Raw genomic sequence first — 24,838 nt, forward strand, 5'->3', positions numbered from 1 at the left:
CCCTAGCGGGTGTGCGTGCGGGTGCTGCCCGTGCGGGCCTCTTCGGCGGCGGCGATGACCTCGGCGTCGCCGCTCCGGCCGCCGAGCGGGCGGACGAAGAAGTCGACGATGCCGAACACGATGGCGCCGATCATGGCGAACATCGCCCAGCCGACGAACAGCCCCGCGACGTTCCGGCCGTCGGCGGGGGCGAGGAGGACGCTCGCGGCGTAGAACCCGACCGTCAGCACGAGGAACACGACGACGACGGTGACGAGGACGCGGTGCCAGGCGATGCGGGGGTTCATGACCCCCAGGGTACCCGCCCGGCCGCGGCTCACCGGTCCGCGTGCCGACCGTGGGGACGGTCGCCGGTCGCGTCCGGACCACCCGCGTCGGACCGGACCGGGGCCCGGGAACCCTCGCCGCGCGGGACGGGACGGGTGCGTGGTCCGGTCCCCGCGCCTCCCGGCCGTTGCACCGGACCGGAGCGGTCCCCGTTCCGCACCACGGCGATGCGGCCGGTGGGCGTGGTCTCGGTCTCGAGGCCGTCCCGTCCGCCGGTGAAGACGTCACCGCCGACGCGGGCGTCCTCCCAGTCCTCGTCGCGGAGCACGCTCAGCGTGCCCGTCTCGGTCGAGGTGAGGCCGTGGCGCTCGAGCTCGGCGTCGCGCTGCTTGCCGAGGAACTCGCGGTTCGCGGTCTGGGCGTCCTGGAACATCGTCGTGCGGCCGGTGACGATCGCGCGGATGCGGCGGTGCTCCCACCACTGCTTGCCGAAGTACATGAGCACGAGGCCGGCGGCGGCGTAGCAGGCCATCGTGATGAGGCCGCGGGCGGGACCGGGGCCGACGCCGTACACCTGGTGCTTGATCATGTCGACCATGCTCGAACCGACCACGACGTGGTTGAGCCACGCGAACGGCTCCGGCATGAACCACTTCGGGTACGCACCACCGGACGACGGCATCGACAGGAAGACGAAGCAGATCATCGCGGGTGCGGCGATGAAGCGGCCGACGAAGTAGCTCAGCCCGTTGACGGCGAGGCCGATCGCGACGATCCATCCCCAGGCGATGAGCACGAGCTGGATCCAGTGCCCGTGGATCGCGCCGAGCACCGGGCCGGCCAGCGTGTTCGTGATGAGGGAGATGACGAGCCCGCCGACGACGATGACCGCCATCCGGGTGCGGTGCCGGAGCGGGCCGCCCATGATGCCGATGAACATCGCGACCATGTATCCGCCGATGCACCAGGCGAGCATGACGTACATCGCGACGGTGCCGTACTCGTCCCAGGCCGGCAGGGGTGCGAGTTCGGTGATCGTCGGCGCCGCGACCCCGATGCCCGTGAGGACCGTGCTGAGCGTGACGGGCACGAGCGAGGCGACCTGGAACTGGTGCGCGCTGGCCTTGAAGACCTCGTTCGCGCTCGGGTCGTAGGCCACCGCCATCGTGCCGGCGATGACGTCGTGCTTCGCCCGGGCGAGCGAGTCGTACACGTGGAAGACGTACTCACCGGGGAGCGCCTTCTGCACCGCGGCGACGAGCGTCGGGTCGCTGCCGACCAGGGCGACGGGGACGTCGTGGGGGTGCGGGGAGTGGAACGCGAAGACGTAGCAGAGGCAGAAGCCGACGATGAAGAAGAGCGGCATCCAGAGCTGGAGCCCGATCAGCTGCAGCGAGGGGTGCAGTGTGCTGAACCAGCGGCGGTACCGACTGATGCGCTGCGGATCGGGGACGGGCGCCTGCCTCGTGGGGCCGCCGCCGCCGGACCGGGCCGGACGTGTGCCGGCGACCGGGGCACCCCGCCGTGGCTTCGACCCACCGCGCGTGGAGGGGCGGGTCGTGCGCGGCTTCGGAGCGGAGTCCTTCCGCGGCCCCCCGTCGCGATCCGGGAGGTCGTTGTTCCTGGGGACGTCGTTCCGCGGCGTGCTCACTCGGCGATGCGCTCCTGTTCTGGGTCGGAGCGCCAGGATACGCCCGGCCCGCTCGGCGCGCGCCGGACGCCGTGATGCCCCCGCTGCTGCGTCCGCGGGGGGACCGGGGCTGCGTCGGCCCGCGTCAGGACCGGCTGCGGGACGCCTGCGCCGAGTCCATCGCGAGCTCTTCGGCGTCGAGCGTCACGAGCACGCGGCGCATGACCTCTTCGTCGAGGTTGCCCTTCTCGCGCTCCTCGAGCACGATCTCGCGGCGCCGGTCGAGGAGCTCCCGCCGGATGTCCTGGATCTGCGAGCCACGGAGGCGGACCGGGGCGTTGCGTTCCTCGACCTCTTCTTCTTCGGCGTCGCGGCGGAACGTCTCCGCCTGCCGCTCGAGCCGCGCCTTGAGGCGGTTGACGACCGCGTCCACGGCCTCGTCCCCGTACTGCTTCGACCAGTCCGGGCGGCGCTTCTCGAGCAGCTCGATCGCGGCCTCGGTGGTGCGCTGGTTCAGGCGCATCTCGCTGCGGACGTCGGCGTCGTCCTCTGCCGGGTCCTGCACCTTGAGCGCACGGATGACGAACGGCAGCGTGAGGCCCTGCAGCAGGAGGGTGCCCACGGTGACGACGAACGCGATGATGAAGATGGTGTCCTGCGCGGGGATCTTCGTCGGGCTCACCACGACGGACACCGCGGCGGCGAGGGTGACCACGCCGCGCATGCCGGTCCACGAGATGACCGTGAGCTCCCGCCAGTTGAGCTTCGGTTCGGCCGTACCGCGCAGCCACCGCAGCGACGGGTGCCCGCGCGACAGCCGGATCCGGAGTGGACGGAGCCATCGCCCGTTGATGCGGTTGCGGACGTACGACTCGAAGACGAACAGCGGCCGGACGAGGATGACGACGACGAGCACCACGCCGGCGGCGGTCAGGGTCTGCGAGAGGCTGCGCTCGCTCACGACGAGGTCGTGCACGACGGTGTTGAGCTGCAGGCCGATGAGGGCGAAGACGAAGCCCTCGAGGATGACGTCGATGCTCGTCCACAGCGGGCGCTCCTGCAGCCGGGTCGCGTAGCCCTCCTTCGGCGAGTTGTAGCCGATGTAGAGCCCGGCGGTGACGACCGCGATGACGCCGGAGCCGGAGAGGTGCTCGGCCAGGATGTACGCGACGAACGGCAGCAGGATGCTCATGATCGTCTCGACCACCGGGTCGTTGATGCGCATCCGGATCCAGTGCACCAGCACGCCGAGCACACCGCCGACCAGGAGCCCGACGCCGATGGCCAGCCCGAAGATCCCGAGGTCCTGCCAGATGGTCAGCGACGTGCCCGCGATGATCAGCGTGAACACCCGGACCAGGGTCAGCGAGGCCGCGTCGTTGATCAGGCTCTCGCCGGAGAGGACCGTCATCACCCGGCGGGGGAGCCCGAGCTTCCGTCCGATCGCAGCGGCCGACACGGCGTCCGGCGGGGCCACGATCGCACCGAGCAGGATCGCCGCGGGCAGGGTCATGTCCGGGATGAGGAAGTACGCCACGACGCCGACGACCAGCGCCGTGACGATGACGAGGAAGATGCCGAGACGACGGATCTGCTTGATCGACCCGCGGAAGCTCTGCCACGACACGTCGAGCGCGGCCGAGTAGAGGAGCGGCGGCAGGATCACCGTCAGGATCACCTCGGAGTCGATCTCCATGGGGGGCAGCCCCGGCAGGAAGGACGCCGCCAGCGCGACCGCGGTCACGAGCAGCGGTGCGGGGAGCCCCCAGGACCGGGCGAAGCCGGTCACCACGAGCGATCCGACCAGCAGGATGAGGAGCTCGACGGTGTCCATGGCCTCCATTCTCCCAGAGGCATGGGTCCACGGCTGTACAGACGTGAAGGACCGGTGAACACGAGGTTGCGAGCAGGGTTTGCCCTCTGACCGCCTGATGAGGAACACTGGCCCGCGGTGGACATCACACTCATAGTCGTCCTGGTCATCGCGTTGGCCCTCTTCTTCGACTTCACAAACGGTTTTCACGACACCGCCAACGCGATGGCGACACCGATCGCCACCGGTGCGATGAAGCCCAAGGTCGCCGTCACGGTGGCCGCGGTGCTGAACCTCATCGGTGCGTTCCTCAGCACGGCGGTCGCGACGTCGATCTCGCACGGCTTGATCAACGAGGGACCCGGTGGCGTCGCCATCAGCCCCGAGATGATCTTCGCGGGGCTCATCGGCGCGGTCGTCTGGAACATGATCACGTGGCTGCGTGGCCTGCCCTCGTCGTCGTCGCACGCGCTGTTCGGCGGCCTCATCGGAGCCGCGATCGTCGGCGCCGGGTTCCAGGCGGTGAACTACGCCGCGCTCCTGACGGTCGTGATCATCCCGGCGTTCCTGTCGCCCGTGATCGCCGCGCTGGTGTCCTTCCTGTCGACGCGCATCGCGTACCGGATCACCCGGCGCCCGGTGTTCCCGAACGAGCGCGGCGGGTTCCGGATCGGCCAGGTCTTCACGAGCTCGATGGTCTCCCTCGCGCACGGCACGAACGACGCGCAGAAGACGATGGGCGTCATCACGCTGACGCTCATCGCGTCCGGTGCGCAGTCGTCGAACCAGGGCGTGCAGTTCTGGGTCATCGTGGCGTGTGCGCTCGCGATCGCGCTCGGCACCTACACCGGCGGCTGGCGCATCATCCGCACGCTCGGCTCGGGCATCACCGAGATCCGCGCGACGCAGGGCTTCGCCGCCGAGGCGTCCACCGCCGCCACGATCCTCGCGTCGAGCCACCTCGGCTTCGCGCTGTCCACCACGCAGGTGTCCTCCGGCTCGATCATCGGCGCCGGGCTCGGTCGCCGCGGGTCGAAGATCCAGTGGTCGACCGCGGGCAAGATCGTCATCGCCTGGTTCATCACGCTGCCGGCCTCGGCCGCGGTCGGGGCGGTCGCCTCGGGCATCGCGCGCTTCGGCGTCGTCGGGCTCGTGATCGACGCGGTCGTCGGTGCCGTGGTCATCCTGGGCCTGTACCTCTGGTCGCTCCGGAAGCCGCACGAGCAGGCCTCCGCGATCGAGGTCGACGTGGCCGCGAACGCGGTCCTCACCCGCAAGGAGCTGCGCGACCTGCAGCGGAAGAAGCGCGCGGAGACGGTCGCCGCCCGCCGCGCCGAGCTCAGCCGTGAGCGCACCCTGCGCCGCATGGCCGGACGCAAGGGAGGCCGTCGCTGATGGGCATCGACTGGCTCGCCTTCCTCACCGTCGCGATCGTGGCCCTCGTCGGCGCGTGCTTCGTGGTCACCGTCTACTCGGTCGGCCTCCGCTTCTGGAGCGCGGCCGACACCCGCGCCGGCAAGTACACCGTGAAGGACGACGGCACCGTCGGCCCGGCCACGAGCGGCTTCCCGCTGCCCGGCAACACGCCACCGGGCGTCCGCGTCTTCCGCGCCCTGTCGGTCGTCTGCTTCGCGATCTGCGCAGCAGCGGTGCTCTACGGCATCTACCTGATCGTCCCGCAGTTCCACTGACGCCGGTCGCGCCTCACGACCCGGCGTCGGCCTGGAGGCGCGGTGCCAGCCCGCACCGCGCCTCCAGGCCGTCCGTGGTCGCGTCTCACGCCGCATCGAGGGAGCAGGAATCGTCGGGTCCGGCGCACCCACCCGACGATTCCTGCTCCCTCGACGACGCGCCCGCACCGGAGGCGGGAACCGACCGGCCGGACGGGCTAGCCTCGCAGGCGTGACCGGCAACGAAGCAGCACAGGCCCCTGACCGCGCGCAGACGCGCACCGAGACCGACTCCCTGGGATCGCGGGAGGTCCCGGTCGACGCCTACTGGGGCATCAACACCCTGCGGGCGCTCGAGAACTTCCCGATCACCTCGGTGCCGATCGCGGTGTACCCGGACCTCATCGAGGCGCTCGCGATGGTGAAGCAGGCCGCGGCCCGGGCGAACAAGGCGATCGGGGTGCTCGACCCCGAGCGCGCCGACGTGATCGACCGAGCCGCGCAGGAGGTCCGCGACGGCGCGCTGCGTGACCAGTTCGTCGTCGACGTGGTGCAGGGCGGCGCCGGGACGAGCACGAACATGAACACGAACGAGGTCCTGGCGAACCGGGCCCTCGAACTCCTCGGCCACGAGAAGGGCGACTACGGGGTCCTGCACCCGATCGACCACGTGAACCGCAGCCAGTCGACGAACGACACCTACCCGACGAGCGTCAAGCTCGCGATGATCCTTGGCGTGCAGCGGCTCATCGGCGAGCTCGAGCTGCTCTCCGGCGCGTTCGCGGAGCGGGGCCGGGCGTTCCAGGACGTCCTCAAGGTCGGGCGCACGCAGCTGCAGGACGCCGTGCCGATGACCCTCGGGCAGGAGTTCACCGGGTTCGCGCACACCATCCAGGAGGACGTCCTCCTGCTCCGCACCGTGATGCCGCTGCTGGCCGAGACGAACCTCGGCGCGACGGCGATCGGCACCGGCATCACCGCCGACCCGCAGTACCGCGACGAGGTACGGCGGCAGCTGCAGGTCGTCACCGGGCTCGACATCGTCACGGCGCCCGATCTCATCGAGGCGACGAGCGACGCCGGCGCGTTCATGACCCTGTCCGGCACCGTGAAGCGGAGCGCGGCGAAGCTCTCGAAGATCTGCAACGACCTGCGGCTGCTCGCGTCCGGCCCGCAGGCGGGGCTGGGGGAGATCACGCTGCCCGCACGGCAGGCGGGGTCCTCGATCATGCCCGGCAAGGTCAACCCGGTGATCCCGGAGGTCGTGAACCAGATCGCGTTCGCCGTCGCCGGTGCCGACACCACCGTGACGATGGCGGCCGAGGGCGGGCAGCTGCAGCTCAACGCCTTCGAGCCGATCATCGCGCACTCGATCCTGCAGTCGCTGCAGTGGATGGCCAGGGGCTGCGCCACGCTCCGGGAGCACTGCATCACCGGCATCGAGGCGAACGAGGCGAAGCTCGCGGCGCAGGTCGACACGAACGTCGGCGTCGTCACGGCCCTCACGCCGTACATCGGCTACGCGGCCGCGGCATCGATCGCGCACACGGCGCTGACCACCTCGACGCCGATCGCGACGCTCGTGGTCGCGGCCGGGCTGATGGAGGAGGACCAGGTGCAGCGGGTGCTCAGCCCCGCGCGCCTGTCCGGCATCGAGCTGGCGACGGGCGCGATCCCGGTCGTCACCGAGGAGATGCTGGACCGGGCGGCACGCGAGCGCTGACGGCCCCCTGCCCCCCCCCCTTGCCCCCGCAAAACGCAACTGTGGCGGTTGCTCGCAGCGGAGTACCGCTGCGAACAGTCGCCAACGTGGCGTTTTGCGGACGCGCGGACGCGCGGCCGCGCTCAGGGCATCGGGGGTTCGCCGACGCGCACCTGCCGCGACAGGTCGCGCAGGTGTTCCTCGGTCGGCGTGGGCGGCTCCGCCAGCTCCTCGGCACGCTGCGCCGCCGCCGTCCGGACCTGGTGCGCCGCCGCGATGTCCTGGTCACGCCAGCGCGCGAGGGTGAAGTTGCGGGTGACGTCGCGGAGCGGCAGCCGGATCGACTCGTCGGCCTCGATGCCGGCGAGGAGCTGCCGCATCCGGATCACCTCGGAGTCGAGCTCGCCACCGACGACGAGCACGAAGTTCGAGATGTAGAGGTAGACGAGCAACAGGATCGCGCCGCCGAGCCACCCGTACGCCTTGTTGCTGCCACCGATGGTCTCGACGTACAGCGTGAACCCGACCGTCGCCAGCGCCCACGTCACGATCGCGAAGCCGGCACCCGCGGACACCCAGCGGAGCTGCGGCGTCTTCACGTTCGGGGTCGCGTAGTACAGCGTCGCCACCATCACGACGAGGTCCGCCGCCAGGACCGGCCACTTCGCGACGTTCCAGACGTCGTCGATCCACGGCGCCCACCCGAGCTGCCGGATCACGGCCGCCGAGATCGTCGGCGTGCCGAGCAGGATCACGATCGCGATGGCACCGCCGACCATGACGAGCAGCGTGACGAGGAGCATCATGCTGCGGAACTTCCAGATCCGCCGGCCCTCCTCGACCTCGTACGCGGTGTTCATCGCCCGCCCGAACGCGGTCGCGTACCCGGACAGCGACCACAGCGTCAGCACGACGCCGATCGTGAAGCCGAGCCACGGGTTGTCGAGGGTGAGGAGCTGCCGGAGCGGCCCCTCGAGGTGCTGCGCCGTCTCCGGCCGCACGATGAACCCGAGCACCGCGATGATGTCGGACAGGCTGTCGCCCTTCCGGTCCACGATCGACAGCGCGGAGACGACGGTGAGTGTCGTCGGGAAGACCGTGAGCAGCGCGAAGAACGTGAGGGACGCTGCCGCGTCGACGACACGGTGCCGGATGACCGAGTGGTAGGTACGCCGGACGACGGCGCGGACTCCCGTCCGCTGGAGGTCGCGCGATGCGCTGTCCGGCATGCGTTGTACGGTACCCGACACGTGACGGCCTGGAGGCGCGGGGCGGCGCCGCCACGCGCCTCCAGTCCGGCCCTCGGTCGCGTCTCGTGCCCCGCCCCCTTCCGCACAACGCCACCGTGGCGGTTGCGCGCAGGGGGATGTCGCTGCGGGCAGTCGTCGAGGTTGCGTCTTGCGGGGTGAGGGCGGCGGGAGCCGTCAGTTCGCGTGCGGGTGCAGGGCGTCGTAGCGGCGGAAGGACGGCACGAGGCGGAGGAGCAGCGCGACGAGGCCGATGATGAGCACGCCGCCGATGATCGGCGGGTACGCGATGCCGGCCGCGACGACCAGGCCCGCGTAGAGATCGCCGAGCCGTGGGCCACCGGTGACGACGACGATGAAGATGCCCTGCAGTCGGCCGCGCATCCCGTCCGGCGACGCCGCCTGCAGGATCGTGTTGCGGAACACCGAGCTGACGTTGTCGGCACCGCCGGCCGCGGCGAGGAACAGTGCTGCGAGCCCGAGCGCGGGCAGGATGCCCACGGAGAACGCCTCGCCGGAGCGACCGCCGAGCACGTGTGCCAGCGCGATGACGACCCCGAAGGCCGCGATCGCCGCGCCGTAGGCGGTGATCGCCCAGCCGACGGCCTCGCCCTGTCGCCGGACGTGGCCCAGCGGTCCGGAGAACACGCTCGACAGGAGAGCGCCGATCGCGTAGGCCGCCGTCAGCGTGCCGACCGTGATGGAGCCGCCGCCGATGACGAGCGCGCCGATCGCGGGGAAGAGCACCCGCGGCTGCCCGAACGTCATCGCGACGATGTCGAGCACGAACGTCATCGTGATGTTCTTCGACTTCCGCAGGAACTTCGCGCCCTCGACGAGCGAGCCGAGCCCGGGGCGGAGCGCGCCGTGGTCGGCGGCCATCCGCGGCAGGGTGAAGACGCCGAGGAAGGCGAAGGTGAAGAGGACGACGTCGATCGTGTAGGTCGGCGCGAACCCGACGCTCGCGATGAGGACACCCGCAACCGCCGGGCCGACCGTGACCTGGAACCCGGACGCGATCCCGCCCAGGGCGCTCGCCGCGGGCAGCAGGTCGGTGCCGACCAGGCGCGGCACGATCGCCGAGCGGGAGGCGTTGCTGACGGTCGCTGCCACCGCGTTCACCGTCGCGAGCACGTAGAGCAACAGGACGCTGTGCAGGTCGAGCCAGGCGTGCGTCGCGATCAGGGCGACCGCGACCCAGGCGATGATCGACGACACGAGGGCGACGAGGCGCCGGTCGAAGGCGTCCGCGAGCATGCCGCCGTACAGGCCGGCGACGATCATCGGCAGCAGGGCGATGACGCCGACGAGTGCGACCGCGAAGGTCGAGTGCGTGATCTCGTAGACCTCGAGGCCGACGGCCACGGTGGTCATCTGCGTGCCGATGCCGGCGATCGCGGTGCCGGCCCAGAGCCGGGCGAAGGCGGGGGAGCGGCGGAGCGGGGTGAGGTCGGCGAGGATGCGGCGGCGCGGCGGTGCGTCCTGCGGGGGAGTCGATGGTGTCACGGTGGAACCATTCTGGTGCCTGTCGGGGCCGGACGGGGGCTGCGGCGCCGGGACCGCGCTCTCTGGTTGACTGGCGGGCATGACTGACCTGAACAGCAAGCCCGAGTTCGACGCCCCCGAGGGCCCCGCCCCCACCGAGCTCGTGATCACCGACATCGTCGAGGGCTCCGGCGACGTCGCCAGCGCCGGCTCGACCGTCAAGGTGCACTACGCCGGCGTCGAGTACGAGACCGGCGAGGAGTTCGACAGCTCCTGGAACCGCGGCGAGCCGATCGACTTCCCGCTCGCGGCGCTCGTGCGCGGCTGGCAGGAGGGCATCCCCGGCATGAAGGTCGGCGGACGCCGCAAGCTCGTCGTGCCGCCGGAGCTCGCCTACGGCCCGGCCGGCGGCGGACACTTCCTCTCCGGCAAGACCCTCATCTTCGTGATCGACCTGCTCGGGGTCCGCTGATGCAGGTCGGCGCCCCGACGATCGAGCTGAACGACGGCCACCGCTTCCCGGAGCTCGGCCTCGGCACGTACGGCCTGAACGGCGACGAGGGCGCGGCAGCGGTCGGCACCGCGATCACCGGCGGCTACCGGCTGCTGGACACGGCGCTCAACTACGGCAACGAGGACGCCGTCGGTCGTGCCGTCCGAGAATCCGAGGTGGCGCGCGAGGACCTCGTCGTCACGTCGAAGCTCCCGGGTCGCCACCACGGCTACGACGAGGCGCACCGCTCGATCGACGAGACCCTCGGCAACCTGGGGCTCGACAGCGTCGACCTGTACCTCATCCACTGGCCCAACCCGTCGGTGGACAAGTTCGTCGACACCTGGAAGGCGTTCGTCGACCTCCGCGACAGCGGCAAGGTCCGCTCGATCGGCGTCTCGAACTTCACGCCGGAGCACCTGCACCGCATCGTCGACGCCACCGGTGTCGCCCCGGCCGTGAACCAGGTCGAACTGCACCCGTACTTCCCGCAGGCGGCACTGCGGAAGGTGCACCAGGAGCTCGGCATCGTCACCGAGAGCTGGAGCCCCCTCGCGAAGCGGTCGGAGCTCCTCTCCGAGCAGCCGATCGTCGACGCGGCGGCGGCCCACGGCGTGACGCCGGGCCAGGTCGTGCTCCGCTGGCACGTCCAGATCGGTGCCGTCCCGGTGCCGAAGTCCGGCGACGCGGCCCGGCAGCGCGAGAACCTCGACGTGTTCGGCTTCGAGCTGACCGACGACGAGGTCGCGGCGATCTCCGGGCTCGAGCGCGGCCGCCTCTGGGACGGCGACCCGGACACGCACGAAGAGATGTAGTCGTCCCCGCGGGACGGACGGGAGGCGCGGTGCCAGCTGGCACCGCGCCTCCCGTCTCCTGTGTCGGTCCGGCGGGACTACACTGGACACCCCTCTTTCCCGAAGGGTTGTGTGTGTCCGAACCGACCGAGATCGACCGCGAGCGCGGCTACGTGGACGGGCTGTTCGCCCGGCTCGACGAGCTGACCGCCGAGGCCGAGCAGCGACTCGCCGAGACCCGCCGACAGGCGGTCGGCGGCAACCATCAGAGCCGCAGTGAACGCGACGCGTTCGCGCGGCTCTACGAGGACACCATCGCCACGCTCGACCGCGTCGGCGACCGTCTCGTCTTCGGTCGGCTCGAGGTCTCCGAGCCCGACAGCGACGAGGACGCGTTCCGCTACATCGGCCGCGTCGGCCTGCGGGACGCCGACCACCGCCCGCTCCTGCTCGACTGGCGCGTCCCCGGGGCGAGCGCGTTCTACCAGGCGACCGCCGCGCACCCGATGGGCATGCGGGCGCGCCGGCACCTGACGCTCGACGGCCGTGCCGTGGTCGGCATCGAGGACGAGGTCTTCGACGCGAGCCTCTACGACGACGAGCGGACCCACCTGCAGGGCGAGGGCGCGCTCCTCGCGGCCGTCACCGCCGAGCGCACCGGCCGCATGACCGACATCGTCGCGACCATCCAGGGCGAGCAGGACCGGATCATCCGCTCCCCGCTCGAGGGCGTGCTCATCGTGCAGGGCGGCCCCGGCACGGGCAAGACCGCCGTGGCGCTGCACCGGGCCGCGTACCTGCTGTACTCGTACCGCGAGCGGCTCCGGGGCTCCGGCGTGCTCGTAGTCGGGCCGTCGCCGGCGTTCCTCACGTACATCGAGCAGGTGCTCCCGTCCCTCGGCGAGACCGGCGTCGTGATGGCGTCGCTCGGCTCGCTCTACCCGGGCGTGCACGCGACGAAGCACGACCGGCGCGAGGTCGCCGCGGTGAAGGGCAACGCCGAGATGGCGCAGCTGCTCCGTCGTGCAGTGCGCTCCCGGCAGGTCGTGCCGACCGAGTCCGTGACGCTCGACGTCGAGGGCGAAGGACTCGTCGTCCCGCCGGGGCTCGTCGCCGACGCCATGAAGCGCGCGCAGGACCGCGGCAAGCCGCACAACGCCGCCCGCGTCACGTTCAACAAGATCGCGCTCGACTCGATGACCCGCCTGCTCGCCGACCAGCTGCGCGAGCGCGGGACGGCCGTGGACGAGGCCGACGAGAAGGTCCTGCGCGAGGACATCCGCTCGTCGTACGACGCCCGTGTCCTGCTCAACACGGCGTGGCTGCCGTTGCCGCCGGAGAAGCTCCTCGAGGACCTCTACGCCCGGCCGAACTGGCTCGCGTCCCTCACCCCGCACTGGACGCCCGAGCGCCGCGCGCTGCTCGAGCGCGGCCGCGGTGCCGGGTTCACCGTCGAGGACGTCCCGCTCCTCGACGAGGCCGCCGAACTGCTCGGACCGTTCGACCCGACCGGCGGCGCCGCCAAGCGTGCGGCGAAGGCGAGCCGCAACCGCGACATCGAGAACGCGCGCCAGGCCATCGAGAACATGGGCGTCGAGGGCATCGTCACCGCCGAGCAGGTCGCCGGCTCCTTCGCCGAGGGCGGCGACGCCCGCAGCACGGCCGAGCGCGCCGCCGAGGACCGCGAGTGGACCTACGGCCACATCGTCGTCGACGAGGCGCAGGAGCTCTCCCCGATGCAGTGGCGGATCCTCGCCCGGCGCAACCCGCTCCGCTCCTTCACGATCGTCGGCGACATGGCGCAGGGCTCCTCGCCCGGGGCCGCCCGCACCTGGGACGACGTGATCGGTGCCCTCGCCCGTCGCCGTCGGGGTCGCGCGCCGCAGATCCCGATCGAGCACCGCATCGAGCAGCTCACCGTGAACTACCGCACGCCGCGCTCCATCGTCGAGGCGGCGGGGGCCTTCGCGGACGCCGCCGGCCTGACGGTCACCCGGAACGAGGCCGTGCGCGACGGCGACCCCGTCGAGCGGCTCAGCGTCGCGCGCGCCGAGGTGTTCGACACCGTGGCCCGGGTGGTCGACGCCGAGCGCGACCGGATCGGCAGCGGCACCATCGGGGTCATCGTGCCCGAGGCCGACGCCGACGCGATCCGGCAGCGGCTCGCCCGGACCGAGGCCGACGTGCGGTCGCTCGGGTCGCCGCGGGCGGGGTCCGTGACGGTGCTGACCGGTGCGGACGCGAAGGGTCTCGAGTTCGACGGCGTGCTGCTCGTCGACCCGGAGCGGGTCGGCGCGGACGCGGCACGTGCGGCGGCCGCGGTCTACGTCGCGATGACGCGCCCGACCCGACGGCTGACGGTCATCGACGTGGCCTGAGGCTGGCGCCCGTCGCTGCCCGCGGCGGCTTCGTCCGCCCGCGCACCCGCCTCGTCCCCGGCGACCCCGTCCCCGGCCCCGTCGAGGGAGCAGGAATCGTCGCTCGGCGCAGACCGACCCGACGACTTCTGCTCCCTCGACGCGTCAGGACGGGTCGCCCTCCGAGCGCACCCGGGCGACCAGGTCGGCCCACGGTCCGTCCAGGCGCCGGCCGGGGATCGTCACGGTCGTCTGTGCGACGGTGATCGTCCACGTGAAGTCGTCGGGGACGGGTGCAGCCGCTGCGGGTGCGTCCTGAGGGAGCGCCCCGAGCAGGGTGGCCCAGTCGTCGGGGTCGCTGCACGTGTCCGTGTCGAGCTGCCAGCGCCGCGTGGTGCCGGCGAAGCCCCCGGAGCGGCGGACGTCGATGTGCATGCTGCCGACGCTACGCCGGGCGCGGGCATCAGTCGAGGACGCCGACCGTCCGCCAGGCCTGCTGCACCGCGGTGTGCTGGGCGGACCCCTCGCCGAAGCGGTTCCGTGCGGCATCGACCGTGACGGCCGCGAAGCCGGCGAAGTCGATCGACGCCGTCACCGCGTCCGAGGTCAGGGCGTCCCACCAGACGGCTCCGGCGCCCTCCCACGCGTTCCCGCCGATCGCCGTCGCCGCCAGGAAGAAGGCGTGGTTCGGGATCCCCGAGTTGGTGTGCACGCCGCCCTGGTCGTCCGTGGTCTCGACGTAGCCGGCCATCGTCGCGGGCTGCGGGTCCTTGCCGAGCACCGGGTCGTCGTAGGCGGTCCCCGGCGCCTTCATGGACCGGAGGGCCACTCCGTGCACGGCGTCGGTGAAGAGCCCCTCGCCGATCAGCCACGACGCCTGCTCGGCACGCTGGCCGGCGGCGTACTGCGCCACGAGCGAGCCGAACACGTCGCTCACCGATTCGTTGAGCGCGCCGGACTGTCCCTGGTAGGTCAGGTCCGCGGTGTACTGCGTGACGCCGTGGGCGAGCTCGTGACCGATGACGTCGACGGCGATCGTGAAGCGGTTGAAGACCTCGCCGTCCCCGTCGCCGAACACCATCCGGCTGCCGTCCCAGTAGGCGTTGTCGTAGTCCTGCCCGTAGTGGACCGTGGCGTCGAGGGGCAGTCCGGCGCCGTCGATCGACACCCGCCCGAACACCTCGAGCCAGAAGGCGTGGGTGTCGCCGAGGCCGGTGTACGCCTCGTCGACGGCGGGGTCGCCCGACGTCGGGTCCCCTTCGTGCCGGACCGGGGTGCCCGGCAGCGTCGTGGACCCCTTCGCGTCGGAGATCGTCCGCTGCGGCGACCGGTCGACGGTGCCGCTGACACCCCGCGGTCGGAGGAGGTGCTCGTGTTTCGGGGCCTGCACCGTCTCGAGCGAGGCGAGGGCGGTCCGTGCGGCCTCGGCCGCGCGTGGGAAGTCCGGCGCGTCGGCGACCGCGCGGAGCAGGTAGGGCGGGACGACGGAGTGGAGACGGCCGGTCGGTGACATGGCGGCCATGCAACCACCGGGCACCGACAGCCCGGCTCGGAACTCAGTCGCGCGTGCGGTTCTCGACCAGGCCGAGCGCGTACGACTCCCACCACTGCCCGGCGGCTGGTCCGCCGTTGCAGGTGCCGTCGCTCAGTCCGGGGGTCTTCACCCAGAGCAGGGCGTCCAGGCGGGTGGACCCCCGGGTGACGTGGGGTGCCTGGCCGAGCCCGGCGCCGTCGGGGTTGCACCACGTCCCGCGCCAGCCCTTGCCGTTCCGCGAGACGTCGATGACGAAGTGCGGGTCGCCGCCGATGGCGTCCGCGAGTTCGTCGGCGTAGGCGCGCTCCTGGTCGACGCGGTAGAAGTTCGAGACGTTCGTGAAGAAGCCCTGCGTCCGGTCGACGCCGGCCTCGCGCAACCACTTCGCCATCGTGGCGGTCGGCACCCGGTTCTCGTTCCCGCCGTCCAGGTAGACCGTGAGGCCGTGGCCGCTGAGCTCGCCGACGGCCTTGCGGATGAGCGGCAGACGGTCCTCTTCGAGCCGCTTGCACACCTGGATCTGGGCGATGGCGTCGGGTTCGACGAGCACGACCGCACCCGACCCCTGCATCGCCCGGGCGGCCGCGCGGACCCACGGCAGGTAGTCGTTCGCCTCGGTGCCGCCCTTCGAGTAGCTGCCGCAGTCGCGGTCGGGCACGTTGTAGAGGACGAAGACCGGCGTGCGGTGCTGCCGTTCGGCGCTCCGGACGACGTCGCGGATCGTCTCGCGCGTCTCGCTGACCGAGGTGTTCGTCAGCCACGTGGCGATCGGCTGGTCGGCGATCACGGCGATCTTCTCGGCGGTCGCGTCCTGTCCGTCGGCGCGGGCCTCGGCTTCGCGCTTGCCCGGCTGGTTCTCGTCCGGCGGCTGCGTGGCGAGGCCGCCCGGGAAGGCCTCGGCCGCGGACTTCCGTTCGGCGACCTGCCGCCCGTCCGGTCCGGAGCCGCGGGGGAGGACCAGGACGAGCGTCGTCACGAGCGCGGCGACGACGACCGCGCCGACCCCGAGCCAGAGCCACTGGCGTCGGCCGGAGCTGCGGCGTGCGCGGGTTCCCTCGAGACTCGGCATGCGCCCATGCTCGCAGGTGGACCCCCGGCGCGCCCAGACCCACGGCGTGCCCAGACCCCGGGCGCGCCCAGACCCGCGACGTGTGCCGACCCCGGCGCCAGCCCGGTCGGCCGCTCCACCAGCACGCCGGGCGTTCCCCCAGGACTGGTGGTGGTTCCTGCCAGGACCGTGCCGCAGACTGGCGGGATGTTCCGGAAGCTCCTCCTCCTCGCCCTGACCGCGGCGTACGCCTGGGTGATCTGGCGGATGACCCTGACGCCGCAGGTGTTCACCGCGGCGCAGAACTCCCTCGTGCTCCACGCCCTCGCCTGGGTGCAGCAGCTGCCGCACGGCACCTGGTTCACCTACGAGCGCACCGAGTTCCTGGCGAACATCGCGATGTTCGTCCCCGTCGGCATGCTCGCGGCGCTCTGGCTGCCGCGGCGCTGGTGGTTCCTCGGGGCTGTCGTTGGCGTCGGCCTCTCCGCCGGCATCGAGGTCGCGCAGGCGGTCTACCTGCCGTACCGCGTGGCGGACCCGCGCGACGTCCTGTCGAACGGCCTCGGCGGGATGCTGGGCGCGACGCTCGTCGGACTCGTCCGCAGCCTGTTGCCCGCTCCGCGCCGCCGTCGACTGCGCGCTCGGACCGCCTGACTCTGGTAGTCTTCTCCGGTTGCCGTCGAACGGCCGCGGACAAAGAGCGCTCATGCATCAGGTGTGGGCACCGCGCAACGGACAGGAAGGGGATCTACCTATGGCACTTGACGCGAAGGTCAAGCAGGAGATCATCGAAGAGTACGCGACCCACCCGGGCGACACCGGATCCCCCGAGGTCCAGGTCGCCGTTCTGACGCGTCGTATCAACGACCTGAACGAGCACCTCAAGGAGCACAAGCACGACCACCACTCGCGTCGTGGTCTGCTGCTCATGGTCGGTCAGCGTCGCCGTCTCCTCGGTTACCTCTCCGACGTCGACATCGCTCGCTACCGTGCGCTCATCGAGCGCCTCGGCCTGCGTCGCTAGTCGACCGAAGCACGCTTGACGAACGCCCCGGTCCTCCTCGTGAGGACCGGGGCGTTCACTGTTGACCAGGAGCGCGTTGACCAGGAGCTCGTTCCCCGGGAATGCTTGCGCTCCCCGCTCGGTTGGCTACGATGTTCATGCAAACGCATCGAAAGTCGGGAGTCACCATGACCACCATCGCCGTCGTCTCCGCCGGGCTGTCCGAGCCCAGCTCCACCCGTCTGCTCGCCGACCGCCTGGCCGAGTCCACCGTCGCGGCGCTCGCCGCTCCGGATGCCACGGGCCTGCCCGGAGGCGCGGCGAAGGTCCTGCACGTCGACCTGCGTCCGCTGGCCCACGAGATCACCGACGCCATGCTCACCGGGTTCGCCGCGCCGGGCCTGTCCGCCGCGATGGCGACCGTCATCGAGGCCGACGCGGTCGTGTTCGTCACACCGATCTTCACCGCCGGCGTGAGTGGGCTCGCGAAGTCCTTCCTCGACGTGCTCGACAAGGACGCCCTCGCCGACATGCCCGTCCTGCTCGGTGCCACCGGCGGGACCGCCCGGCACTCGCTCGCGATCGACCACGCGCTGCGACCGGTGTTCGCGTACCTCCGCGCCGCGATCGTCCCGACGGGCGTCTTCGCCGCGACCGACGACTGGGGGAGCGAGGCCGACTCGGCCGCCCTGGACGGTCGCATCCGCCGGGCCGGGGTCGACCTGGCCTGGGCGATCCGCGCCTCCCGTCGGACCCCGCAGGAAGCCGACGCGCTCCCGGAGACCGTGGACTTCGCGTCCCTGCTCGGCGGGGTCGGTCACTGACGCCACCGGTGAGGGGCGGCGTCGAGCCGAGCCGCGCTCAGTACCAGTGCGGGTTGACGCCCATCTCGTGGCCCCACGCCGCACAGGGCGACCCGTAGGCGCTCTTGATGTACGCGAGGCCCCAGTTGATCTGCGTCGCCGCGTTCGTCCGCCAGTCGGGTCCGGCCGCGGCCATCTTGTCCGCCGGCAGCGACTGCGGGATGCCGTAGGCGCCACTCGATGCGTTCAGGGCGTTCGCCCGCCAGCCTGACTCCTGCGTCCAGAGGGACTGCAGGCACCCGAACTGGTCGGGTCCCCAGCCGTACGAGGCGAGGGCGCTCCGGGCGTAGGCCTGTGCGCCCGCCGGGTCGACGACGACCCCGCCGGTGCTCGGGTACGACGTGCCGGAGCCCCCACTCGAAGCGGTGCCTCCAGTGGGCGCGGCGGTGTTCGCCGCGGCGCGGGCCGCCGCCTCGCGCTTCCGCTGCTGCTCGGCCTTCTGCGCGGCGACCTTCTGCCCGAGTGCGTACCGCTCCTCGGTCTGCGCCGTGGTGTCCTTGAGCGACGCGAGCTGCGCGTACAGCTCGTCGCTGTGCTCCTGCGTGTCGTCGACGGCCGCGTTCGCCGCGGCCTCGGCGTCCTTCGCGGCGGTCGCCTTCGTCTCGGCGGCATCCGCCAGGTCGGCACGCTCGTGCTCGGCCCGCTTCGCCTGCGCGTGGAGTGACGACGCGGTCTTCGCCGCGACGGACGCGTCGTCCATCACGCCCGCCCAGGTCGACGACAGCTGGTCGAGCGCCCCGAGCTGGTAGAGGAGCTCGCGCGGGTCCTTCGCGGTCGCGATCCGCGTGGTCATCTGGTTCGAGCTGCCGTCGCGGTACAGGTTCGCCGCCAGCTGGCCGGCGCGCTGCTGCGCGCGGTCCGCGGTCTTGGTCGCCCGATCGGCCTGGGCCTGGAGGCTCGTGGCGGCCTGGGTGGCCGCCGTCAGGTCCGCCTCGGCGTCGTCCGCCTTCGCGGAGGCGTCGAGCGCCGTCTGCGACTTCGCCGCGGCGACGGCCTGGGCCGCCTGGAGCGCGGCCTGCACACGGGCGACCTCGGCGTCCTTGGTCTGCTCGTTCCCCTTCGCGCGCTGCACGTCCTGCCAGCTCGGGTACTCCGTCGCGGTCGCCGGTGCTGCGGTGACGACGGGGGCGACGAGCGCACCGACGACCACGGCGGCCGCGACGAACAAGCCCCGGGAGGGGGTGAGGCGCATGGCGGCAGGCTACCGGGGACACGCCCGTTCGCCCTGAGCCTCGCCGCCGTTTCCCTGCGGACTGGTAAAGTCCATCACGTCCGGGGACCGTTTCCCCGGGCAGTACGACAAACACTGCGCAGGCCGGGCACGGAGCTGGTCATCGGTGGTGGCTCGCGGGCCGGACGGTTTCCCGAGTGCTTCTACTGCTGGCCAGACATGCGTCCCGATCCCTTCGGCGCGCACGCACCCAACGGGTGCCGTGGCCCCAGCCTGCCGAACACCTCAAGGAGGCACCCTTTTGGAGGGTCCCGAGATCAAGTTCGCCGAGGCCGTTCTCGACAACGGCAAGTACGGCAAGCGCACCGTCCGGTTCGAGACCGGTCGGCTCGCACAGCAGGCGCAGGGCGCGGTCGCCGCGTACCTCGACGAGGACACGATGCTCCTCTCGGCCACCAGCGCCGGCAAGCACCCGCGTGAAGGATTCGACTTCTTCCCGCTGACCGTCGACGTCGAGGAGCGCTCGTACGCCGCCGGTAAGATCCCCGGTTCGTTCTTCCGCCGTGAAGGCCGTCCCAGCACCGAGGCGATCCTCGTCTGCCGTCTCATCGACCGGCCGCTGCGCCCGTCGTTCGTCGACGGCCTCCGCAACGAGGTCCAGATCGTCATCACCGTCCTGAGCATCGCTCCGGACGAGTTCTACGACGCGCTCGCGATCAACGCGGCATCCGCGTCGACGCAGATCTCCGGTCTGCCGTTCTCCGGCCCGATCGCCGGTGTGCGCCTCGCGCTCATCGGTGACCAGTGGGTCGCGTTCCCGAAGGCGTCGCAGCTCGCCGAGGCCGTGTTCGACCTCACCGTCGCCGGCCGTGTCGTCACGGACGAGGCGGGCAACGAGGACGTCGCCATCATGATGGTCGAGGCCGAGGCCACCGAGCACAGCTGGGACCTCATCCAGGGCGGCGCCACCAAGCCCGACGAGGCCGTCGTCGCGCAGGGTCTCGAGGCGGCGAAGCCGTTCCTCAAGTCCCTCGTCGAGGCGCAGGCGAAGATGGCCGCGCAGTCGGCCAAGGAGATCCAGGACTACCCGGTCTTCCCGCCGTACGCCCCCGAGGTCTACGACGCCGTCGAGGCGATCGCCCTGTCCGAGCTCGGCGACGTCTACAAGATCGCCGGCAAGCTCGAGCGTCAGAACGCCGACGACGCCCTCAAGGCCCGCGTCAAGGAGGCCATCGCCGCCAAGGTGACGGCCGGCGAGCTCCCCGAGAGCGCCAACGGCCAGGTCAGCGGCGCCTACAAGTCGGTCACGAAGAAGGTCGTCCGCGGCCGCATCCTGACCGAGCAGGTCCGCATGGACGGCCGCGGCCTCGCCGACATCCGTCCGCTCGACGCCGAGGTCGCCGTGATCCCGCGCGTCCACGGTTCGGCGATCTTCCAGCGCGGTGAGACCCAGATCCTGGGCGTCACCACGCTGAACATGCTCAAGATGGAGCAGCAGATCGACTCGCTGTCGCCGGTCACCAAGAAGCGCTACCTGCACCACTACAACTTCCCGCCGTACTCGACGGGTGAGACCGGTCGTGTGGGGTCGCCGAAGCGTCGCGAGATCGGGCACGGCTTCCTCGCCGAGCGCGCCCTCGTGCCGGTGCTGCCGTCGCGCGAGGAGTTCCCCTACGCGATCCGTCAGGTGTCCGAGGCCCTCGGCTCCAACGGTTCGACGTCGATGGGTTCCGTCTGCGCCTCGACCCTGTCGCTGCTCAACGCCGGTGTGCCCCTCAAGGCCCCGGTCGCCGGCATCGCGATGGGCCTCGTCTCCGACACCGTCGACGGCCAGACCCGCTACGCGGCGCTGACCGACATCCTCGGTGCTGAAGACGCGCTCGGCGACATGGACTTCAAGGTCGCCGGTACCGCCGACTTCGTCACGGCCATCCAGCTGGACACGAAGCTCGACGGCATCCCCTCGTCGGTGCTCGACGCCGCGCTGAAGCAGGCCAAGGAGGCCCGCTCGGCCATCCTCGGCGTGCTCAACGAGGCGATCGACGCCCCGGATGAGATGGCGGACACCGCTCCTCGTGTCATCTCGGTGCAGATCCCCGTCGACAAGATCGGCGAGCTGATCGGCCCGAAGGGCAAGACGATCAACGGCATCCAGGACGAGACCGGTGCCGACATCTCGATCGAGGACGACGGCACGGTCTACATCGGCGCCGTCGACGGTCCCTCGGCCGAGGCCGCTCGTGCCCAGGTCAACGCGATCGCGAACCCGACGAACCCGGAGATCGGGGACCAGTTCCTCGGCACGGTCGTCAAGATCGCGACGTTCGGTGCGTTCGTGTCGCTGCTCCCGGGCCGCGACGGGCTGCTCCACGTCTCCGAGGTCCGCAAGCTCGCCGGTGGCAAGCGTGTGGAGAACGTCGAGGACGTGCTCGGCGTCGGCCAGAAGGTCCTGGTCGAGGTCACCAAGGTGGACGACCGCGGCAAGCTCTCGCTCGCGCCGGTCGTCGCCGACGACACCGAGTCCGCTCCGGTCGAGGGCGTCCGCGCCCACGCCGAGGACCCGGCCGAGGGCTGATCCCTCCCGCGTCCTGACGCACGAACGGCCGCCGTCCCTTCCGGGGCGGCGGCCGTTCGCCGTTGTGGGCGGTGTCACGCGGGTTGGCCGCGCGTGCTTTCGCGGCCAGCGACACCTCACGGGCACGGCGCCGCGTGAACTGTCGCTGCGCGCGAAAGAACGCGGCGCGGTGCCGCGTGCCGGTCAGGAGGCGGGCGTCTCCTGCGTGCCGACGAGCTGCGCGCGCCCGAGCAGGTGGTCGCGCAGCATGAAGCCGACGACCGCGGGGGTCGCGTCCGCGGGGACCTCGAGTACGGGGACGTCGAGGGCGCTCAGCGTGAAGAAGTAGCGGTGCGGACCGTGTCCGGCAGGCGGGGCCGCGCCGAGGAACGTGTCGGTGCCGAACTCGTTGCGACGGCGGAGGGCCTCGGCGGGGAGCAGGGCGTCGTCCGTGCCGGCGTCCTGCGGCAACGAGGTCGCGCTGCCCGGGATGTCCGTGAGACTCCAGTGCCAGAAGCCCGAACCGGTCGGCGCATCGGGGTCGTACACGGTGAGGACGTAGCTCCGGGTGCCCTCGGGCGCGCCGGACCACTCGAGCGCGGGGGAGCGGTCCTCGCCGCCGGCGTCGGTGCCGCGCGCCCACTCGGGCAGGACACCGCCGTCGGAGAAGTCGGGGCTGGTCAGAGTGAAGGACGGGACCTCGGGGAGGTTCCAGTTGGGGTCGTTGGCCATGTCACCAGCCAACACCCGCCACCTCGGGGAGTGCGGAAGGCGACGGACGGGAGGCGCGGTGCGGGCCGGTCCCGTGCCTCCAGGCCCGGTGTGTGGTCGCGAGAGCGACAGATGCGGCCCGCAGCCGGGGTCGGGTGCGGCAGCGCGACAGAACGTCTCGGTGTTCACGCGGACAACTGTCGCTCTCGCGACCGCGACCGCGACCACCGCGACCCGTCAGCGCGTCAGGCGGCCAGGACCCGCTCGACGACGCGACCCAGCGCCGCCGTCGCCGCGATGGCGTCCCCGGCGTAGGCGCCGGACATGGCACCGTCGCGCGCCAGCATGAGCTCGTCCGCGCCGTCGCCCGGCAGCGTGTGCCCGGCGTCCTGCAGCAAGTCGGCCAGCCGCTCCGTGTACCAGTCGCGGTGCATGGCGACGACCTCGCGCACGGGGTCGCGGGGGTCGTGGTACTCGGCGGCGGCGTTCACGAACGCGCAGCCGCGGAAGTCGGGGTCGTTGACCTCGTCGGTGAGGGCGGCGACCCAGGCGCGGACGGCCTTCGACGGGCTGCCGGCGTCGGCGACGAGCTGTTCCATCCGCTGCTGCACGCGTTCGTGCTGGGTGCGGATGTAGGCGAGGATCAGGTTGTCCTTCGACCCGTAGTGCTTGTAGAACGTCGCCTTGGTGACGCTCGCCTCGGAGATGAGGCGGTCGACGCCCACGCTGTGGATGCCCTCTTCGTAGAAGAGCCGCGTGGCGGTCTCGAGGACACGGACCTTCGCGCCGCCGGAGCGGGGAGTCGGGGGGACGCTCGACCCGTCCGGCGACGCGAGGTTCGTGCTCGGGCCAGGGAGACGCTGGACGGTCGGTTGGGGGGAATCGACCGTCACAGCGTGGCTCTCCTTGGACTCATCGGCTCCGCGGCGGCTGAGTGGGGGAACTCGTGTGCCGCGCAGGACTGATGTCCCGAGCCACCGGATCGGAATCTAGGGGGGCTTCCGATCCGGTAGCAACAACGGTAGCACAAGGAGGACAGACAGACGAGTCTTTCTATCCTCCTCTCATGTACCCCACTTCGAGTGACGCGCTGGGCGGCGAACGGCCGGGCCCGGGAAACTGGGTGAGGAGGCCCGGGGTGTCAGTAGGCTCGTCTGCGATGAACCACCCAGTGCCGTTGCCACTCGAGGCCCCGGACACGTCGTTCCTGACGTCCGGGGGCGCCTTTGTCCGCCGAACCGTCCTGCCCTCGGGCGTGCGGGTCCTGACCGAGGCGATGCCCGGCACTGCCTCGACCAGTCTCGGCTTCTGGGTGGGGGTGGGGTCGCGGGACGAGCGCGAGGGCCAGTACGGGTCGACGCACTTCCTCGAACACCTGCTCTTCAAGGGCACCGCGAAGCGCTCGGCGCTCGACATCGCGATCTCCTTCGACTCCGTCGGCGGCGAGCACAACGCCGCCACCGCGAAGGAGTACACCTGCTACTACTCCCGCGTCCGTGACGCCGACGTCCCGATGGCGGTCGAGGTGATCGGCGACATGGTCACCGGCTCCGTGCTCGAGGCGGCGGCGTTCGACGTCGAGCGCGGCGTCATCCTCGAAGAGCTCGCGATGGCGGCGGACGACCCCGCCGACGTCGCCGGCGAGGCGTTCTTCGCGGCGGCCTTCGACGGGCACGCCCTCGGTCGGCCGATCGGCGGCACGCCGGAGAGCATCCGCGCGGTGCAGCGCGACGAGGTCCTGGCGCACTACCGCGAGCACTACGCCCCGAACGGCATCGTCGTCACCGCAGCCGGTGCCGTGGACCACGACGCCTTCTGCGCCCTGGTCGAGGCGGTGTTCCGGGGCGCGCCGACGGCCTCGCCGCTGGCCCGACGCACGCCGCAGCCCGTCGCGGACAAGGCGACCCCGAAGCTCTCCGTCGTGCACCGTCCGACCGAGCAGGTCAGCATGCTGCGCGGCTCGCAGGGCCTCGACCTCCGCGACGAGCGCCGTCCCGTCCTGAGCGTGCTGAACGCCGTCCTCGGTGGCGGCATGAGCTCACGGCTCTTCCAAGAGGTCCGCGAGCGCCGCGGCCTCGCCTACGCGGTGAGCTCGTTCGCGCCCGCCTACCTCGACAACGGCGCCTTCGGCGTCTACGCCGGCTGCGCCCCGGACAACGTCCCGGGCGTGATCGAGATCGTCGACGCCGAGTTCCGCCGGATGGTCGACGACGGCATCACCAGCGACGAACTCCGGCGCGCGAAGGGGCAGATCGAGGGTGCGCTCACGCTCTCGCTCGAGGACTCCGACGCCCGCATGACCCGCCTCGGTCGCTCCGAGCTCGGCACCGGCGAGTTCACCGACCTCGCCACCGCCCTCGAGCGCGTGGACCGGGTCACCACCGCCGACGTCCTCGACCTGGCGCGCGACCTGCTCACCCGCCCGACGATCACCTCGGTGGTGGGCGCCGTGCGGCAGGACGAACTGGCCGCCGCGATCGGGATCGGCGGTTGAGC

Annotated in this window: 22 protein-coding genes; 11 read left to right on the top strand and 11 right to left on the bottom strand. The window is 71.5% G+C overall.

Annotation, left to right across the window (positions count from 1 at the left end; all coding sequences use genetic code 11):
- Positions 1 to 2: 2 nt before the first annotated feature.
- The 3 genes from BIU96_RS16985 to BIU96_RS16995 form a co-directional block, all read right to left on the bottom strand.
- The gene (locus BIU96_RS16985; protein WP_071293783.1) at positions 3 to 287 is read right to left on the bottom strand and encodes a hypothetical protein; all 285 of its coding nucleotides are present in this window, start codon (positions 285 to 287) and stop codon (positions 3 to 5) included.
- Between the two features lie 29 nt (positions 288 to 316).
- The gene (locus BIU96_RS16990; RefSeq protein WP_071293784.1) at positions 317 to 1,918 is read right to left on the bottom strand and encodes an ABC transporter permease; all 1,602 of its coding nucleotides are present in this window, start codon (positions 1,916 to 1,918) and stop codon (positions 317 to 319) included.
- A 124-nt stretch (positions 1,919 to 2,042) separates the two neighbouring features.
- On the bottom strand, positions 2,043 to 3,731 hold the full coding sequence (locus BIU96_RS16995) for a sodium:proton antiporter (RefSeq protein ID WP_071293785.1): 1,689 nt from the start codon (positions 3,729 to 3,731) through the stop codon (positions 2,043 to 2,045).
- A 117-nt stretch (positions 3,732 to 3,848) separates the two neighbouring features.
- Here BIU96_RS16995 and BIU96_RS17000 point away from each other — a divergent pair, with 117 nt between their 5' ends.
- From BIU96_RS17000 to BIU96_RS17010, 3 genes are all read left to right on the top strand, one after another.
- Complete coding sequence (locus BIU96_RS17000; RefSeq protein ID WP_083403026.1) at positions 3,849 to 5,105, top strand: inorganic phosphate transporter; 1,257 nt, start codon at positions 3,849 to 3,851, stop codon at positions 5,103 to 5,105.
- A complete protein-coding gene (locus tag BIU96_RS17005) occupies positions 5,105 to 5,401 on the top strand; it encodes a hypothetical protein (protein WP_071293787.1) in 297 nt (98 codons plus the stop codon). Before BIU96_RS17000 ends, BIU96_RS17005 begins: the two co-directional genes overlap by 1 nt.
- A gap of 211 nt (positions 5,402 to 5,612) precedes the next feature.
- Positions 5,613 to 7,103, top strand: a complete 1,491-nt coding sequence (locus BIU96_RS17010; RefSeq protein ID WP_071293788.1) for an aspartate ammonia-lyase — start codon at positions 5,613 to 5,615, stop codon at positions 7,101 to 7,103.
- A 122-nt stretch (positions 7,104 to 7,225) separates the two neighbouring features.
- Here the strand turns inward: BIU96_RS17010 and BIU96_RS17015 are convergent, their stop codons facing one another.
- Both BIU96_RS17015 and BIU96_RS17020 read right to left on the bottom strand, forming a co-directional pair.
- Complete coding sequence (locus BIU96_RS17015) at positions 7,226 to 8,311, bottom strand: YihY/virulence factor BrkB family protein (RefSeq protein WP_083403027.1); 1,086 nt, start codon at positions 8,309 to 8,311, stop codon at positions 7,226 to 7,228.
- Positions 8,312 to 8,506: 195 nt separating this feature from the next.
- Positions 8,507 to 9,835, bottom strand: coding sequence for an MFS transporter (locus BIU96_RS17020; RefSeq protein WP_083403028.1), 1,329 nt, complete (start codon positions 9,833 to 9,835; stop codon positions 8,507 to 8,509).
- Between the two features lie 79 nt (positions 9,836 to 9,914).
- Between BIU96_RS17020 and BIU96_RS17025 the strand changes: the two genes are divergently transcribed.
- The 3 genes from BIU96_RS17025 (at position 9,915) to BIU96_RS17035 (ending at position 13,479) form a co-directional block, all read left to right on the top strand.
- Positions 9,915 to 10,286 carry an FKBP-type peptidyl-prolyl cis-trans isomerase gene (locus BIU96_RS17025; RefSeq protein ID WP_092094011.1) on the top strand — a complete coding sequence of 124 codons (372 nt, stop codon included), beginning with the start codon at positions 9,915 to 9,917 and terminating at the stop codon, positions 10,284 to 10,286.
- Positions 10,286 to 11,122, top strand: a complete 837-nt coding sequence (locus BIU96_RS17030) for an aldo/keto reductase (protein ID WP_071293790.1) — start codon at positions 10,286 to 10,288, stop codon at positions 11,120 to 11,122. The genes BIU96_RS17025 and BIU96_RS17030 overlap by 1 nt, the downstream gene beginning before the upstream one ends.
- Before the next feature lie 113 nt (positions 11,123 to 11,235).
- On the top strand, positions 11,236 to 13,479 hold the full coding sequence (locus BIU96_RS17035; RefSeq protein ID WP_175477594.1) for an ATP-binding domain-containing protein: 2,244 nt from the start codon (positions 11,236 to 11,238) through the stop codon (positions 13,477 to 13,479).
- A 144-nt stretch (positions 13,480 to 13,623) separates the two neighbouring features.
- Here the strand turns inward: BIU96_RS17035 and BIU96_RS17040 are convergent, their stop codons facing one another.
- From BIU96_RS17040 to BIU96_RS17050, 3 genes are read right to left on the bottom strand one after another with little or no spacing between them, the layout of a single operon-like run.
- Entirely contained in the window at positions 13,624 to 13,893 is a 270-nt protein-coding gene (locus BIU96_RS17040; RefSeq protein WP_071293792.1) for a protealysin inhibitor emfourin, read from the bottom strand.
- A gap of 28 nt (positions 13,894 to 13,921) precedes the next feature.
- On the bottom strand, positions 13,922 to 14,971 hold the full coding sequence (locus tag BIU96_RS17045; RefSeq protein ID WP_071293902.1) for a M4 family metallopeptidase: 1,050 nt from the start codon (positions 14,969 to 14,971) through the stop codon (positions 13,922 to 13,924).
- Positions 14,972 to 15,014: 43 nt separating this feature from the next.
- The gene (locus BIU96_RS17050) at positions 15,015 to 16,061 is read right to left on the bottom strand and encodes a glycoside hydrolase family 6 protein (protein WP_071293793.1); all 1,047 of its coding nucleotides are present in this window, start codon (positions 16,059 to 16,061) and stop codon (positions 15,015 to 15,017) included.
- Positions 16,062 to 16,247: 186 nt separating this feature from the next.
- On the opposite strand from BIU96_RS17050, the gene BIU96_RS19195 reads away from it, so the two are divergent.
- The 3 genes from BIU96_RS19195 (at position 16,248) to BIU96_RS17065 (ending at position 17,867) form a co-directional block, all read left to right on the top strand.
- The gene (locus BIU96_RS19195; RefSeq protein ID WP_175477595.1) at positions 16,248 to 16,694 is read left to right on the top strand and encodes a VanZ family protein; all 447 of its coding nucleotides are present in this window, start codon (positions 16,248 to 16,250) and stop codon (positions 16,692 to 16,694) included.
- 100 nt (positions 16,695 to 16,794) lie between these two features.
- Positions 16,795 to 17,064 carry a 30S ribosomal protein S15 gene (rpsO, locus tag BIU96_RS17060; RefSeq protein WP_070416523.1) on the top strand — a complete coding sequence of 90 codons (270 nt, stop codon included), beginning with the start codon at positions 16,795 to 16,797 and terminating at the stop codon, positions 17,062 to 17,064.
- Positions 17,065 to 17,231: 167 nt separating this feature from the next.
- Positions 17,232 to 17,867: a CE1759 family FMN reductase gene (locus tag BIU96_RS17065; protein ID WP_071293794.1), complete on the top strand. Its 636-nt coding sequence runs from the start codon at positions 17,232 to 17,234 to the stop codon at positions 17,865 to 17,867.
- Positions 17,868 to 17,904: 37 nt separating this feature from the next.
- Here the strand turns inward: BIU96_RS17065 and BIU96_RS17070 are convergent, their stop codons facing one another.
- A complete protein-coding gene (locus tag BIU96_RS17070) occupies positions 17,905 to 19,098 on the bottom strand; it encodes a lytic transglycosylase domain-containing protein (RefSeq protein WP_071293795.1) in 1,194 nt (397 codons plus the stop codon).
- A gap of 280 nt (positions 19,099 to 19,378) precedes the next feature.
- Here BIU96_RS17070 and BIU96_RS17075 point away from each other — a divergent pair, with 280 nt between their 5' ends.
- Positions 19,379 to 21,652, top strand: coding sequence for a polyribonucleotide nucleotidyltransferase (locus tag BIU96_RS17075; protein WP_071293796.1), 2,274 nt, complete (start codon positions 19,379 to 19,381; stop codon positions 21,650 to 21,652).
- Between the two features lie 183 nt (positions 21,653 to 21,835).
- Here BIU96_RS17075 and BIU96_RS17080 read toward each other — a convergent pair whose 3' ends face one another.
- A complete protein-coding gene (locus tag BIU96_RS17080) occupies positions 21,836 to 22,363 on the bottom strand; it encodes a YbhB/YbcL family Raf kinase inhibitor-like protein (RefSeq protein WP_071293797.1) in 528 nt (175 codons plus the stop codon).
- Positions 22,364 to 22,587: 224 nt separating this feature from the next.
- Positions 22,588 to 23,235 carry a TetR/AcrR family transcriptional regulator gene (locus tag BIU96_RS17085; RefSeq protein ID WP_071293798.1) on the bottom strand — a complete coding sequence of 216 codons (648 nt, stop codon included), beginning with the start codon at positions 23,233 to 23,235 and terminating at the stop codon, positions 22,588 to 22,590.
- Positions 23,236 to 23,501: 266 nt separating this feature from the next.
- Between BIU96_RS17085 and BIU96_RS17090 the strand changes: the two genes are divergently transcribed.
- Positions 23,502 to 24,836, top strand: a complete 1,335-nt coding sequence (locus BIU96_RS17090) for a pitrilysin family protein (RefSeq protein ID WP_071293799.1) — start codon at positions 23,502 to 23,504, stop codon at positions 24,834 to 24,836.
- The last annotated feature ends 2 nt before the right edge of the window (positions 24,837 to 24,838 follow it).

This window comes from Curtobacterium sp. MCBA15_008 (assembly GCF_001865065.1).
Taxonomy (GTDB): Bacteria; Actinomycetota; Actinomycetes; order Actinomycetales; family Microbacteriaceae; genus Curtobacterium.